General features: G+C 69.3%; 13 protein-coding genes. 6 read left to right on the plus strand and 7 right to left on the minus strand.

What is annotated here, in order from left to right:
• Positions 1-376 precede the first annotated feature (376 nt).
• Positions 377-922 carry a ferritin gene (locus RE027_RS17345; protein WP_368809555.1) on the plus strand — a complete coding sequence of 182 codons (546 nt, stop codon included), beginning with the start codon at positions 377-379 and terminating at the stop codon, positions 920-922.
• 256 nt (positions 923-1,178) lie between these two features.
• Here the strand turns inward: RE027_RS17345 and RE027_RS17350 are convergent, their stop codons facing one another.
• Positions 1,179-1,382, minus strand: a complete 204-nt coding sequence (locus tag RE027_RS17350) for a hypothetical protein (RefSeq protein WP_368809557.1) — start codon at positions 1,380-1,382, stop codon at positions 1,179-1,181.
• A gap of 392 nt (positions 1,383-1,774) precedes the next feature.
• Between RE027_RS17350 and RE027_RS17355 the strand changes: the two genes are divergently transcribed.
• The 4 genes from RE027_RS17355 (at position 1,775) to RE027_RS17370 (ending at position 3,863) form a co-directional block, all read left to right on the plus strand.
• The gene (locus RE027_RS17355) at positions 1,775-2,173 is read left to right on the plus strand and encodes a hypothetical protein (RefSeq protein ID WP_368809558.1); all 399 of its coding nucleotides are present in this window, start codon (positions 1,775-1,777) and stop codon (positions 2,171-2,173) included.
• Positions 2,174-2,263: 90 nt separating this feature from the next.
• Positions 2,264-2,602, plus strand: coding sequence for a CPBP family intramembrane glutamic endopeptidase (locus tag RE027_RS17360; RefSeq protein ID WP_368809560.1), 339 nt, complete (start codon positions 2,264-2,266; stop codon positions 2,600-2,602).
• Between the two features lie 54 nt (positions 2,603-2,656).
• Positions 2,657-3,217 (plus strand): DUF1963 domain-containing protein, encoded by a 561-nt coding sequence (locus tag RE027_RS17365; protein ID WP_368809570.1) that lies wholly within the window; start codon positions 2,657-2,659, stop codon positions 3,215-3,217.
• 334 nt (positions 3,218-3,551) lie between these two features.
• Positions 3,552-3,863, plus strand: coding sequence for a hypothetical protein (locus RE027_RS17370; RefSeq protein ID WP_368809561.1), 312 nt, complete (start codon positions 3,552-3,554; stop codon positions 3,861-3,863).
• Positions 3,864-4,023: 160 nt separating this feature from the next.
• Here the strand turns inward: RE027_RS17370 and RE027_RS17375 are convergent, their stop codons facing one another.
• Entirely contained in the window at positions 4,024-4,353 is a 330-nt protein-coding gene (locus tag RE027_RS17375) for an antibiotic biosynthesis monooxygenase family protein (protein ID WP_368809562.1), read from the minus strand.
• 349 nt (positions 4,354-4,702) lie between these two features.
• Between RE027_RS17375 and RE027_RS17380 the strand changes: the two genes are divergently transcribed.
• On the plus strand, positions 4,703-5,617 hold the full coding sequence (locus RE027_RS17380) for a Cof-type HAD-IIB family hydrolase (protein ID WP_368809563.1): 915 nt from the start codon (positions 4,703-4,705) through the stop codon (positions 5,615-5,617).
• 162 nt (positions 5,618-5,779) lie between these two features.
• On the opposite strand, the gene RE027_RS17385 is transcribed toward RE027_RS17380, so the two are convergent.
• From RE027_RS17385 to RE027_RS17405, 5 genes are all read right to left on the minus strand, one after another.
• Complete coding sequence (locus RE027_RS17385; protein WP_368809564.1) at positions 5,780-6,625, minus strand: PRD domain-containing protein; 846 nt, start codon at positions 6,623-6,625, stop codon at positions 5,780-5,782.
• An 80-nt stretch (positions 6,626-6,705) separates the two neighbouring features.
• Positions 6,706-8,115, minus strand: a complete 1,410-nt coding sequence (locus RE027_RS17390) for a glycoside hydrolase family 1 protein (protein WP_368809565.1) — start codon at positions 8,113-8,115, stop codon at positions 6,706-6,708.
• 57 nt (positions 8,116-8,172) lie between these two features.
• Positions 8,173-10,161 carry a beta-glucoside-specific PTS transporter subunit IIABC gene (locus RE027_RS17395; protein ID WP_368809566.1) on the minus strand — a complete coding sequence of 663 codons (1,989 nt, stop codon included), beginning with the start codon at positions 10,159-10,161 and terminating at the stop codon, positions 8,173-8,175.
• A 350-nt stretch (positions 10,162-10,511) separates the two neighbouring features.
• On the minus strand, positions 10,512-11,504 hold the full coding sequence (locus RE027_RS17400; protein WP_368809567.1) for a 2-hydroxyacid dehydrogenase: 993 nt from the start codon (positions 11,502-11,504) through the stop codon (positions 10,512-10,514).
• A complete protein-coding gene (locus RE027_RS17405; RefSeq protein ID WP_368809569.1) occupies positions 11,501-12,700 on the minus strand; it encodes a pyridoxal phosphate-dependent aminotransferase in 1,200 nt (399 codons plus the stop codon). Before RE027_RS17405 ends, RE027_RS17400 begins: the two co-directional genes overlap by 4 nt.
• Between the last annotated feature and the right edge of the window lie 607 nt (positions 12,701-13,307).

Consider the following 13,307-nt stretch of genomic DNA (forward strand, 5'->3'; position numbering starts at 1 on the left):
TCGAGACCCAGGACGGCCCCAAGGGCCCCCAGGCCGCGAACATCACCGTGGTGGCATGAGCTCCCACTGATTCCCTGACGGGATCTCCGGCATCGGGCTGAGCGCTCCGACGCCGCTCCAGGAATCGCCACCCGGCTCCGGCCGGGTGGCGATTCCTTTTGCCTCTGCCCCTCGACCTGCCTGCCGAGGGCCGCTGCGGCGGAATCGCACCAGGTTTCACGGTCGAGGGGCGGACTTGATGCCGACAGGTGTCGCGGATCACTAGGCTGGGTGCATGGTCAAGATCATCAGGTCAAAGGTCGGGCGGTCGGAGCAGGAAGAGGCGGTGCCCAACCCTCTCGATTCGCCCGCGACACCCCAGCCCGAGGAGATACCGATGGCCTCCGAGACGTTCAACGAGCTGCTCACCCGTCAGGTCGGCAACGAGCTCGCCGCCTCCCACCAGTACATCGCCGTGGCGGTCTGGTTCGACAGCCAGGACCTTCCCCAGCTGGCCCGGCACTTCTATCGGCAGTCCCTGGAAGAGCGCAACCACGCGATGATGATCGTTCAGTACATCCTGGACCGGGACCTGCCCCTGGCCATCCCCGGGGTCGGAGAGGTGCGCAACGACTTCGCCGATGTCCGCGAGCCCCTGGCACTGGCACTGGCCCAGGAGCAGGAGGTCACCGAGCAGATCAAGGCGCTGTTCGCCGCCGCCCGGGCCGAGGTCGACCCGCTGGGTGAGCAGTTCATGCTCTGGTTCCTCAAGGAGCAGGTGGAGGAGGTCGCCTCGATGACTACGCTGGTGAACATCGCCGCCCGGGCGGACAACCTCTTCGACATCGAGAACTACCTGGCCCGCGAGCACGGCGGCGACAACGGCCACCATCACGCAGGTCACGGCTCCGGGACCCCGGAAGCGGCCGGAGGGGCGGTCTGACCCGCCCGGGAGGCTGGTAGGGGCCTCACCAGCACGGAGGCTGACGCCGCACGGCCGCGGACCCTGCTGCACACTGCACCGCGCAGCAGGGGCTTGTCCCGTACGAGCTGATGCGTCCCTGGACACCACGTCGGACAAGGGTTGAGGCCCTGGAGAATTCAACAGTGCCCAGCCGGGGCATGTCCTTCCGCTTGAGCTCGGTGGCCCGTTCAGGTTCCAGCGCGTCTCGACAGTCATCGGGTGGCAGGGCCCCGGTTCACCGGCCTCGCGCCGCCAACCACACCGAGCAGGCGAACCATGGGGCAGTGAGCACAGCAGCCGCAATCACAGCGGTGCCCAGCGGCACCCCGCTGCCCCTGTCGTCGCCGAGGATCCGGGCGGCGATGCCGCCGCCCATGCCCAGCCACAGGGCGTTCCCCTCACCGGAGATGCGGCGGCGGGCGGCACCTGCCCATGCCACCCATAGGCCCGGTCCGGCTCGTCCAGGACCTGTCCTGCGAATCAGGATGGCGTGCGGCGTTCTCGGCGGTGGAGGCCAGGGCTGGCCGGGCCGCTGCAGTGGCCGGACCAGTGGCGGAGATCAGCACAGCCGTCTCCCCGAGAGAACCTGCCATCCCCACGCCCCCGGCCGGGAGCAGGGCGATGCCGAACAGCAAGGGGATCAAGGCAAGACTGTCGTCGAGGCCGGCGTGCAGGGATGCGGTGGCCGGTCGGGCGGGTCCTACAGTGACTCACATGGACTGGGACAGCGAGCTCCGCCGTCGCGCGGAGCGGGGTCAGGTGCGGGAATCCGCGCGACGTCCGTCATCGGTGCGCAGCCGACGGCGGGGAACAGCCCCCGGCGTGGTGGTGTTGGCAGCCGTCTTTGTCGGCGCGATCGTCTGGACCTGGTGGCGCACGGGCGGCGACGTCGTGCCGTCGCGGGACGAAGGGGCCCAGGCGGTCCCGCTGCTGGGGATGGTGGCCGCCGCGGCCATCGCACTGGGGATCGCCCGACTGCTCCCGCCTCGGCTGCCCACGCTGGTGCCACGGTTGAAGGACCGGTCCCGCGCCGTGACAGAGGTGGCGGTCCTGCTGCTGTGCGCGGCGGCGTTCCCGCTCACCGCACTGATACCCGGACCACCCGAGGACTACGTGCTGTGGAAGGTGGTCCTGCTCGTCCTCGTGCCCGCGGGCTACCTCGCGTGGCGCCGCCGCCGCCGGGGTCCCAGCGTGGAGATCCTTCGCCCGCAGCACCGCTTCCCGGTCTGACTCTGGGCGCTCCTGCCCACCGCGCTGTACGTGGTGCTGACGCAGTTCGGTCCGCTCGCACCAGCGGCACCGACAGGATGGCCGGACCCGGTGACGCTGGCCGTCGCAGCCACCGTCATCGCTCTCACCGCCGGGGTGGGGGAGGAGCTGTTCTACCGCTACTGGATGCAGAGCCGGCTCGAGGCACTGGCCGGGCGGTGGATCGGAATCCTGGCGACCTCGCTGGTCTTCGGCCTCGTGCACCTCGGTTCGCACGGCGCCGGGCTCGGCGTCGACCTGAGGATCGCGACGGTCATTGCTTCACAGGGTGTCTTCGGCGTGGTCGTGGGCTACCTGTGGAGCCGCTACCGGCGCTTCTGGGTCTGTGTGGTCCTCCACGTCGCCGTCAACGGGACACTGGTCGTCCTGCACCTCCTCGGCCTCGCGTGACTCAGCGGAGTCGGTGCCCAGGGCAAGGCTGCCTGGCCGGGGCTGCGGAAAGGCCTGCCCACCACAGGAGTGCTGGAGGTCTTCCACGACCTGCACACCTTCGGCCATGAGGCCGGCGACGGAGGAGTTGCTGCCTGGTCGGTGCGCCGCGTGGCGGAGCCTGACCGCACCACCCTGGTGGAGCCTCCGGCCGAGGTGGATGTCCCGGCCCCGGTATGCCAGCTCGTGCCGGCCATGCCGGGATTCACCCTGCCCCCGGCCGCCGACGCCGCCGGGGGACCGCAGGACGGCTTCAACACTGCCCGGGTTCTCGAAGAGGCCCTGCAGAAGGCATGGCTGGCGCAGCGCGCCGGCTCTGCCGAGGGCCACCCGGTTCCGGTCAGTCATGTCTACGCGCGCAGCCAGCACGGGGAGATCAACGCCCGGGTCCTGCTGGACGAGGTGCTGCCGCTGAGTGCTCCCGGTGATGAGCACCGCCTGCTCCTGGACCTGGAAAGCTGGACCACCCTGGAGGGATGGTTCGGCGACGCCGGCAGCCTCGAGGTCTGGGCGCGCCGCTCCGACCTGGAGTCCTGCCGCTTCGACCGGGCGTGGTGCCTGGTTCGTACCGACTGAGCCGCATCCACGACCGTCCCGCTGGGGTTCTGCGCGCCCGGATTCCAGCGGGTTCCTGCCCGTTCTCACGTCCCGATGCGACGACATATTTCGCCGAGCGGTTTCGGTCCGTGGCCCGGTTCATTAGGGTCGGGTGCACTTGCGGGCGAGCGCGGATGCCTCACCAACGCGTCGCCTGCTGCTCTCGGGGTCCTCTGCGTCCACCGGCACGCCCGGTTCCACCCGGGCCACCGAGATCCCACAGGCCCGGAAACGGACACTCCACCCGACTTCTCATGCCCTGCATGGGCGGACACCGACCGAGCACACCACTACAACGAAGTAGGAGAGCGCGATGACCACGGTAACCAGCATCCATCCCGGAACCACACCGCCCGCACACTCGGCACCGCAGGGGATCGAGGGCACCGTTCGAGGGTTCCCGGCCCAGCCCCTGGAACGGACCCAGCACGGTGCCTCACCGGTCGGTAACGGCGGGCGTCGTCCCAGCCGTTGGAGTCCCGAGCGGGAGCGCCCCGAGGACGACGAAGCGGTCATCACCGCGGTGCTGACCACTGTCACCCACCGCTCCTTCCGGGAACGTCCCGAGGACGACGAGGTGATCCTCACCTACACGATCGAGCCCGCCTGCCGGCACGTGGGGTGAGACTTCGGATCGGGCGCAGCGGTGGGCGGGTCGACGACGGTCGTCCAGCGCGCACCCGTGCACCTGCGGCAGTCGAGGGCACACCCACCCCGCGCTGCGGCAGTGCGCTCGTCCCCGTTGCTTCCCCACCGCTCTCACCGGGCTGCAGCCGGGATGTGGCTCAGCGCTGTCCTGCGCTGCCGTACTGCCGTTCGACCGTGGCCACGCGCACGGTGTAGTCCGCGTACCAGTCGCGAGCTCCGCGGTGCTGAGCCTCCAGGTGCTCGGTGACCTGTTTCCACGCCCGGGCGTGCTGAGCGGTCTCCCAGTAGGACACCGTGATGCCGAAGCCGTCGGCGTTCCGGGCGCTCTCCACCGACAGGAACCCGGGTTGTTGCCGGGCCAGCTCCTCCATGCGCTGGGCGGTCTCGTCGTACCCGTCCCCGGGAGCGGACGCCGACCGTTGGCTGGAGAAGATCACCGCGGTGCAGGGCGGACGCACAGGTTTCATGCTCCCAGTATCAGGGTCATCGGCCAGGACCATGGGCGCCGGCAGCACGGACGCACGGACGAGGGTCCCTTGACGCCCTGATCCGCGGCACCATCTGCGGCGTCGCAGCGGGGGTTCCTCAGCGATCATCTCGTGCGGTGCGGGACGGCGTTGCAGAACGGTGTCCGGGTGTCGGGCGGTACCATGTGGGGGTGCATCGGCCTGGTCGGCGCCGCGGTCGCACAGATGAGCCAGCGCTACAGGTTCGTCCGCGTCGACCACGCTGACGAGGACGCCTGCGCTGCCCCCAGAAGTCCCTCGACCGGTGCGCCGAGGTCATCCGGACGGACGGCGCGTCGCCGACTCGCTGATGCTGCTCGAGCTGGTCGTCTCCACGGCGCCCTGCGGCATCCTGGGAACGACCCTATTGGAGAACGTCATGACTTCCACCCGCATCGCCTTCCTCGACGTCGACGGGACGATCCTCGACCACGGCAAGGCCGTCGCCCCCTCGACCGTTGCGGCGATCCGGGATGCGCGCGCGGCGGGGCACCTCGTGTACCTCTGCACCGGACGCGCCGCAGGGGCGATTCCTCCGCAGGTGGAAGCCATCGGCTTCGACGGTGCGATCACCAACGGCGGCGCGTATGCCACCAGCGGCGCTGAGACCGTGGTGGCCGCACCCATGCCGCCCGATGCCGTGCAGCGGCTCATCGCCTATTTCCAGGACCGCGAGATCCTTTTCTTCCTGCAGACCAACGACGCTGTCCACGCGTCACCGCAGGTGCAGAAGAAGCTCGACGTGATGCTGCACCGCTGGCAGAGCGCCCACGGTGAGCCGGACGAACCGCAGACCGCGCCTCAGGGCGTGCCGGGAACCCGGGATCTCGCTGATGTCGATCTCGACCGCGTGGCGAAGGCGGTGTTCCTCGGGGACGCGGTGGACACGGTCACGCGCGCCCAGGACGAGCTGGGCGACCGATTCCACGTCGTGCCCGGCAGCATGCCGTTGCCCGCCGGATCCAACGGCGAGATCGGCATGCGCGGCACCACCAAGGGTTCGGCCATCGAATCGGTGCTCGACCACCTCGGGGTCGAACGGTCGGTGGCGATCGGCATCGGGGACAGCTGGAACGACGTGGAGATGTTCGACGTGTGCGGCGTGGGCATCGCGATGGGCAACGCGGCCCCGGAGCTGAAGGAACTGGCCGACGAGACCACGACGAGCGTGCGCGAGGACGGGGTCTGGAACGCGTTCGTGCGTCACGGACTCGTCGCCGGCTAGGCGTGCATCCGGCGGTGTTCCCACCGCCGGCAGAAGATCACGGTTCCCGCACTGATGTGACACGGAGCTCGCGAGCCCGACACGGCGCTCCCGACCAGGGTGAGGCCCTTCCGTCCGGGGCTGTGGCGCAGGTCCCGTGGGCCGGCCGGGATGCCCGAGGCGTCAGCGCACCCGGAGATCGTCGACCATGCGCGCGATGTGCAGGGTCAGGTACGTGACCTCGTCCTCGGTGAGGGGTTCCCCCAGCCGCAGCTCCAGCACCGCCTGGAGCTTCAGGGCAGTGGCGAAAGCATCGGGGTAGGCCTCCCTGATGGCGACGCTGAGCCGGGTGGCGCCCTCGTCCAGCTGCCGGCCGGTGTGCGCCCGGACGAAGAAGTAGCGCAGGTGGGTGATGAACCGGGCGGCGTTGATGGTGTTGCGGTCGAACGGTCGGCCGTAGGCCTGCTCGAGCACCTCGAACAGCTGCGCGAAGACCCCGGTCATCTGGTAGGTGTACGACAGGTCACCGGTGGCGAACCCGGCATTGACCAGGTGCAGGGCGATCGGGACGGCCTCCGCCTCCGGCAGCGGCTGCTCGAGGTGGGTGTTGACGTGGTCGAGGACCCCTTGCGCGACGCGCAGCTCGTCGGGGTACAGGTGGGCGACCTCGGCGCGCAGCGGGTACTCGATGTCGATGCCCTGCCGCAGGCGTTTGATCGCGAAGCTGAGGTGGTCGGCCAGGCCCACCACCGTGGTCGAGCTCAACGGGGCGGCCATGTCCGTGCGGGCGATCTCCAGGGCCTGATCGGCTAGCAGCAGGTGCTCCGGAGGGATCGCCGCTACCAGCGCCCCGAAGTTGTCGGCGTCCCGCCCGTCGTCGGGGACGAAGACCCGCACCACTTTGGTCTCGTCGACCTTCTGCCCGGGCCTGGCCTGGAAGCCCAGGCCGCGGCCGGTGAGGATGATCTCACCGCCGGCCCCGTTGCGGGCGAGGACGACGTTGTTGTTGAAGACACGCAGGATCTCCACGTCGTCCTCCTCTCTCTCGTGTTCCCGCACGCGGTGGCACAGGCCCGGGGCCCGTGCCACCGCGTGCGGTCGAACAGGCTCTACTGCAGGTGCCCACCGTTGGTGGCGATGACCTGGCGGTACCAGTCGAAGGACTTCTTCCGGTACCGCTCCAGGGTCCCGGTGCCGTCGTCGTTGCGGTCGACGTAGACGAACCCGTAGCGCTTGCTCAGCTGCGCGGTGGAGGCGCTGACCAGGTCGATGCACCCCCAGGTGGTGTAGCCCAGCAGCTCCACCCCGTCGGCGACCGCCTCGCGGGCCTGGACCAGGTGGTCGTTGAGGTAGGCGATGCGGTAGTCGTCCTGCACGGTCCTCGTGCCGTCGACCTCCACCAGCTCGTCCATGGCCCCGAGACCGTTCTCGACGATGAACAGCGGCTTCTGCCACCGCTCCCAGTAGTCGTTCATCACCACACGCAGGCCCTGCGGGTCGATCTGCCAGCCCCACTCGGAGGCCTCCAGCGTCGGGTTGGGGACCCCTCCCATGAGGTTGCCCTCTGCCTCGGTCTTCTTCGCCGGGTCGGCCGTCTCGCAGATGCTCATGTAGTAGCTGAAGGACACGAAGTCCACGGTGTGGCGCAGGTCCTCCCGGTCCTGGTCGGTGATCTCCAGTTCGATCCCGTTCTCCCGGAAGCGGCGGAGCAGGTACCCCGGGTACTCTCCGCGGCAGTGGACGTCCCCGAAGGCGTAGGTGTCGTGGGCGGTGTGCATCGCCGCCACCGCGTCCGAGGGGTCGGGGGTGAGGGGGTAGACCGGTATCGCGATGATCATGCACCCCACCTGGGCCTGCGGCATGATCTGCCGGGCCAGCCGGGTCGCCCGGGCCGAGGCCACCAGTTCGTGGTGGACGGCCTGGTAGAGGTCCTGCTGGGACAGCTCCTCCTTCGGTGTGGGGATGCCCCCCGACAGGAAGGGCGCGTGGATCACCGAGTTGATCTCGTTGAACGTCAGCCAGTACTTCACCCGCCGGCCGTAGCGCTCGAACAGGGCGCGGCAGTAGTTCTCGTAGAAGCCGATGAGTTCTCGGTTCGTCCACCCGCCGTAGGACCGGGCCAGGTGGAGCGGGGTCTCGTAGTGGCTGATCGTCACCAGCGGCTCGATCCCGTGCTTCTCGAGCTCGTCGAGGACCCGGTCGTAGAAGGCCAGTCCCTCCTCGTCGGGGGTCTCCTCGTCACCGTGGGGGAAGATCCGGCTCCAGGCGATGGAGAAGCGGAAGACCGTGAAGCCCATCTCGGCGAACAGGGCGATGTCCTCGGCATACCGGTGGTAGAAGTCGATCGCCTCGAGCTTGAGGTTGTCCTCGGTGGGGCCCTCGGTGGGGGGCGTCATGATGCCCTTCGGCATCACGTCCTGGATGGACAGGCCCTTGCCCCCTTCGTCGTAGGCGCCTTCGATCTGGTTGGCGGCGGTGGCCCCGCCCCACAGGAATCCGTCGGGAAAAGTCGTCGTCATGAGCTGCTCCTTCGTCTGTCGTCCATCATTCATCAGTGGTCGTGCAGCGGTGCGGTCTCAGATCTGCACGGTCACGGCCGGCTGGCCGTGCGTGACCGCGCCCCGGGCGACCGGGACCACGCCCGTCAGCTGGGCCGTGTTGGTGACGACCACGAGGGTGGTCGGGTCGTAGCCGGCCGCGGCGACCGTTTCCAGGTCGACGACGGCGAGCAGGTCCCCGGCCTGCACCTGGTCGCCGCGGGTGACCGCGGGGCGGAATCCGCGCCCGTCGAGCTGGACGGTGTCGATGCCGATGTGCACCAGGACCTCCACACCGCCGGGGGACTTGATGCCGTAGGCGTGCCCGGACTTCATCGCGGCCTTGACCGTGCCCGAGATCGGCGCGTAGATGTGCCCGTCGGTCGGGACGATGCCCACGCCCTGGCCCATCGCCGCGGAGGCGAAGACCTTGTCCGGGACCTCGGTCAGGGCCACGGCCGTGCCGTCGACCGGGGCGAGGACCTCCACGGTGCCGGCGATCTCGGTGGCGGTGGCCGAGCCGGTGGGCCGCGGAGCGGTGGCCGAGGTGGCGCCGGCCGGGGTGCCGGCGGAGGCGCTGGTGTGTGCGGCACCGGAGGCGGTCGGGGCGTCGTCAGTGGCCGGATCCAGTGCGGCGGTGTCCTGGGCCTGCACATCGGCGGTGGGGACCGGGATCTCCCGCGGGCCGAACAGGAAGGTGAGGGTGAAGGCGATGACCACGGCGGCTCCCGTGCCGATCAGCTGCAGGGTGAAGCTGCCGACCTGCGTGAACGCCGGCAGGGCGAGCAGGGAGGGGAACACGAAGGCGTTGGCCGCACTGCCGCCGGCGGCCGCGATGCCTCCGCCGATGACGCCTCCGACGATGCCGAAGTAGAAGGGCTTCTTCAGCGGCAGGTTCACGCCGTAGATCGCCGGTTCGGTGATCCCGGCCAGGAAGCCGGAGAGGGCGGCCGGGCCGGCCACCTGGCGGCGGGCAGCGTTGCGGGTGCGCAGCATCACGGCCAGGGTCGCGGCCGCCTGGGCGAGCACGGCGGCCAGCAGCGGCCCCGTCAGCAGCGAGTACCCCTGGGTCGCGAGGTCGTTCGTCATGATCGGGATGAAGCCCCAGTGCAGGCCGAACAGCACGAACACCTGCCAGAACCCGCCCATGATGGCCCCGGCCAGCCAGGGCGCGACGCCGAAGACCGCGTTGACACCGGCGGAGACGGCCTGCGCGGCCGACGTGGTGATCGGGCCGACGGTCATGAGGATCAGCGGCACCATGATCAGGATGGTGAGCAGCGGGGTGCTGAAGTTGCGCAGCGCCGAGGGCAGGACCTTGTTGAGGAAGCGCTCCAGATAGCCCTGCAGCCACACCGCCACGATGATCGGGATGACGGAACTGGTGTAGTTCATCATCACCACCGGCAGGCCCGCGAAGGACACCGGCTCACCCGCGGTGCCCAGGGTCACGATCGCGGGGTACACCAGTGCCCCGGCGATGGCCATGGAGGTGAACTGGTTGGTCTTGAACCGCCGGGCGGCGGTGATCGCCAGGAACAGCGGCAGGAAGTAGAAGATCGAGTCGGCGGCCGCAGCCAGGATGACGTAGGTCTGGGACTCGGCGTCCAGCCAGCCGAACTGGACGGCCATGCTCAGGAACGCCTTCAGCAGACCGGCACCGGCCAGCGGCCACAGGATCGGGGAGAAGATCGAGGAGATCAGGTCGATCAGGCGGTTGAAGACGTTCCCGCTCGGGGCCTCGTCCCCGCCGGCGGAAGCCTCGTCACCGGTGAGCTTGGTGATCTTGCCCAGTTCGGCGTAGACGTGCGGCACGTTGTCCCCGATGACGACCTGGTACTGGCCCCCCGCCTGCATCACCGTGATCACCCCCGGCAGCTGTTCGACGGCGGCCTTGTCCGCCTTGGACTCGTCGCGCAGCTTCAGACGCAGGCGGGTGGCGCAGTGGGTGGCACTGGCGATGTTGTCCTCGCCTCCCACCTCGTGCAGGATTCCTTCGGCCAAGGACCGGTAGTCCACAGCAGCCATGTCAGACCTTTCTCTCCGTTTCCGGGCACAAAAAAAGACCCGAGCCGCACCACTGGTGCGTCTCAGGTCTTGCCCCGTGTCCGGGTAACAATCCTGTGCAGACATGTACTGTCCGACGTGGGAAGCCTAAACGTGATTGCTCTCACGCGCAAGGCTTGTGAGAATTCATGCACTTCAGGGTCCGGGGCGGCACGGTCGTCGACCCGTGATCGACCGTGCCACCCCGGCTTCAACTGCGGGGGTGCGGGGACCGGCGGTTCCAGCACCCCCGCAGCCGGTCGCTGACCAGCGGCGGGGGCACCTTCTGCCTCGTGCTGGCGACCGTGGTCGTCACCGGCCCGCGGGCCCCGCTACCTCTGACCCCGGCCTGTCGGCACCGCTTCTCCCCCGATCGGTGCGGGCGGTCGTTCCCCGCTGAGCACGGCGAGCACGTTGTCGGCGGCGAGCATCGCCATCGCGGTGCGCGTCTCGACCGTGGCGGAGCCCAGGTGCGGCACCAGCACCACGTTGTCGAGCTCCAGCAGCTCGGGATGCACCTGGGGCTCGTGCTCGAAGACGTCCAGCCCGGCACCCGCGATCCGGCCCTCGCGAAGCGCGGACGCGAGTGCCGCTTCGTCGACGATCGGTCCGCGCGCGGTGTTGACGAGGTACGCCGAGCTCTTCATCGCCGTCAGCTGCTCGGCGCCGATCAGGTGATGCGTGGCGGGCCCGTAGGGGCAGTGCAGCGACACGACGTCGGAGACGGTCAGGAGCTCGTCGAGCTCGACCCGCCGGGCGCCCAGCTCGGTGGCGATCCCCGGATCGATCTCGCTGCGCGACTGGTAGACGATCTCCATGCCGAAGGCCTTGGCCCGGCGCGCGGTCGCCTGACCGATGCCACCCATGCCGACGACGCCGAGGGTCTTGCCCTGGAGGCTGCTGCCGAGCAGGAAGAACATGCCCCACTTCCAGGCCTGGCCGGAGCGGATGAGCCGTTCCCCCTCGCCGAGCCGGCGGGTCGCCATGAGGATGAGGCCGAACGCGATGTCGGCGGTGGCGTCCGTGAGCACACCGGGCGTGTTGGTGGCCACGATGCCCCGTTCGGTGCAGGCCGGCACGTCGATGTTGTCGTAGCCGACGGCGACGTTCGCGACCACCTTGAGCTGCGGGCCGGCGGCGTCGAGCAGCTCGGCGTCGATGCGTTCGGTGAGCAGGCTCACGACGGCGTCGGCGCCGGCCACTCGGCGCAGGAGCTCCTCGCGGCCGATCGACTCCGGACCCTGCCAGGCATCGACCTCGTGCGCGGCACGAAGCTTCTCGACCGCGGCGTCGGGCACACGTCCCGTGACGACGACCCGGCTCATGCCGACTCGATCCACTGGCACAGGCGGCCGAGGCCGTCGCGGATGTCGGGGACGTCGATGCCCGAGTAGGCGAGCCGGATGTACTGCCGCTCTTCGCCCGGCTGGCGCCGGCCGAAGTGCTCACGCGTGCAGAAGGAGACGCCGGTCTCGTGCAGGGCCGCCGTGGCGAAGTCGCCGACCGCCGTGTAGCCCATGCGCTCCATGGCCTCGGTGACGTCGGGGAACAGGTAGAACGTCGACTGCGGCACGGCGACGTGCATGCCGGGGATGGTGTTCACGATCTCGCATGCGGCGTCCCGGCGCTCGCGCAGGATGTCGAGCATCTGCTGCACGGGCTCCTGGGGGCCGCGGAGTGCCTCGATGCCGGCCCACTGCACGTAGTGCGTGGTGCACGACTCGTCGTTGGTGTTGAGCGTGCTGAGCACCTTGGCGAGCTCGAGCGGCGCGACGGCGCAGCCGAGGCGCGAGCCGGTCATGGCGAACTTCTTGCTGAACGTGTAGAGGATGACCGTGCGCTCCGCCATGCCGGGGAGCGACGCGATCGAGCTCGAGACCCCCTCGTAGCGCGTCTCGAAGTAGGCCTCGTCGGAGAGCACCCAGAGATTGTGCTCCTGGGCGAGCTGCGCGATGGCCTCGCGCTCGGCCGCCGTCGACTCGGCCGAGATCGGGTTCTGCAGGTCGTTGTAGATGATGGCGACCGTGTTCGCGGTGATCGAAGCGCGCACCTGATCGAGGTCGATCGCGAAGCCCGCCTCCGTGGGGAGGTAGCGGTACGGCACGGCCGTGCCGCCGAGGTACTCGATCTGCGACTCGTAGATCGGGAAGCCGGGGTTCGGGTAGAGCACCTCCTCGCCGGGGTTCATGACCGCCTGCAGGAACTTCGTGATGACGGGCTTGCCGCCCGTCATCACGACGACGTTGTCGGGGGTGAGGTCGATGCCACGGCGCGAGCCGAGGTCCTCGGCGAGGGCCTCGCGCAGCTGCGGGATGCCGGGGCCGGGGCAGTAGCCCGTGTATCCGTCGGCGATCGCCCGGTTCATCGCCTCGATGATGTGCGGGGCTGTCGGGATGTTGATGTCCCCGAGGTGGAAGGGGTACACGCGGTTCCCCTGCGCCTTCCAGGCGGCCGCGGCCTGGGCGACGCTGAAGGCGGTTTCGGTGCCCAGCCGGTCGAGCCGGTGCGCGAGTTGCGGCATGCTGTTCCACTCCTCATCGAGTTGGTGATCGGTCCTCCGGCGGAGCCAGATCTAGTACACGACTAATATATCAGATGGCGAAATCTGATCGACATAGAAGGACCCAGAAATCTGAGCCCCACCGGGAGCGGCGCCGCGGGATCGGGACCCCGGGGCCCTGGTCCGTGACCGGGGCTCGTCGCGGTCACGGACCAGGGCCGGCAGCGACTTCATCCGATCGCAGCCCCCGGAATCAGCGACCGAGGAGGAGGTGGCGAGCTCTGATCCGATCGGGCCGATCGGCCTCCAGGACGGGGTGATCGCGGTGTGGTTCCGCGGCCCCGGTGTCGCCAGCCCCTCGGTCCGACGTCCCCTCGGGCGGGGTGGGAAGGGGCATCGTGTCCGGACGTGACGTCTGCGGTGGAAGCTGGCTTGCACCCGGAGTCGCAGGGGAGAAGAATCCATCCCACATGTGGTCAGACCACAAGATCGTTCGCCGGACCGTTCGGTCCCTGTCGTGAGGAGAATCCGATGACCATCGACCCCGCTGGCGCTCAGCCCACCACTCCCGCCCGCACCAAGATCGGCGTGGTCGGCGCCGGTTCCGTCGGTTCCTCCCTGGCCTATG

Source organism: Kocuria sabuli, from assembly GCF_040981185.1.
Taxonomy (GTDB): Bacteria; Actinomycetota; Actinomycetes; order Actinomycetales; family Micrococcaceae; genus Kocuria; species Kocuria sabuli.

What these genes read in the sequence shown, in the direction of transcription:
- RE027_RS17390 (WP_368809565.1), bottom strand. Translation starts at nt 8,115, where the DNA reads ATGACGACGACTTTTCCCGACGGATTCCTGTGGGGCGGGGCCACCGCC.
- RE027_RS17380 (WP_368809563.1), top strand. Translation starts at nt 4,703, where the DNA reads ATGCTGCTCGAGCTGGTCGTCTCCACGGCGCCCTGCGGCATCCTGGGA.
- RE027_RS17405 (WP_368809569.1), bottom strand. Translation starts at nt 12,700, where the DNA reads ATGCCGCAACTCGCGCACCGGCTCGACCGGCTGGGCACCGAAACCGCC.
- RE027_RS17395 (WP_368809566.1), bottom strand. Translation starts at nt 10,161, where the DNA reads ATGGCTGCTGTGGACTACCGGTCCTTGGCCGAAGGAATCCTGCACGAG.
- RE027_RS17345 (WP_368809555.1), top strand. Translation starts at nt 377, where the DNA reads ATGGCCTCCGAGACGTTCAACGAGCTGCTCACCCGTCAGGTCGGCAAC.
- RE027_RS17375 (WP_368809562.1), bottom strand. Translation starts at nt 4,353, where the DNA reads ATGAAACCTGTGCGTCCGCCCTGCACCGCGGTGATCTTCTCCAGCCAA.
- RE027_RS17370 (WP_368809561.1), top strand. Translation starts at nt 3,552, where the DNA reads ATGACCACGGTAACCAGCATCCATCCCGGAACCACACCGCCCGCACAC.
- RE027_RS17400 (WP_368809567.1), bottom strand. Translation starts at nt 11,504, where the DNA reads ATGAGCCGGGTCGTCGTCACGGGACGTGTGCCCGACGCCGCGGTCGAG.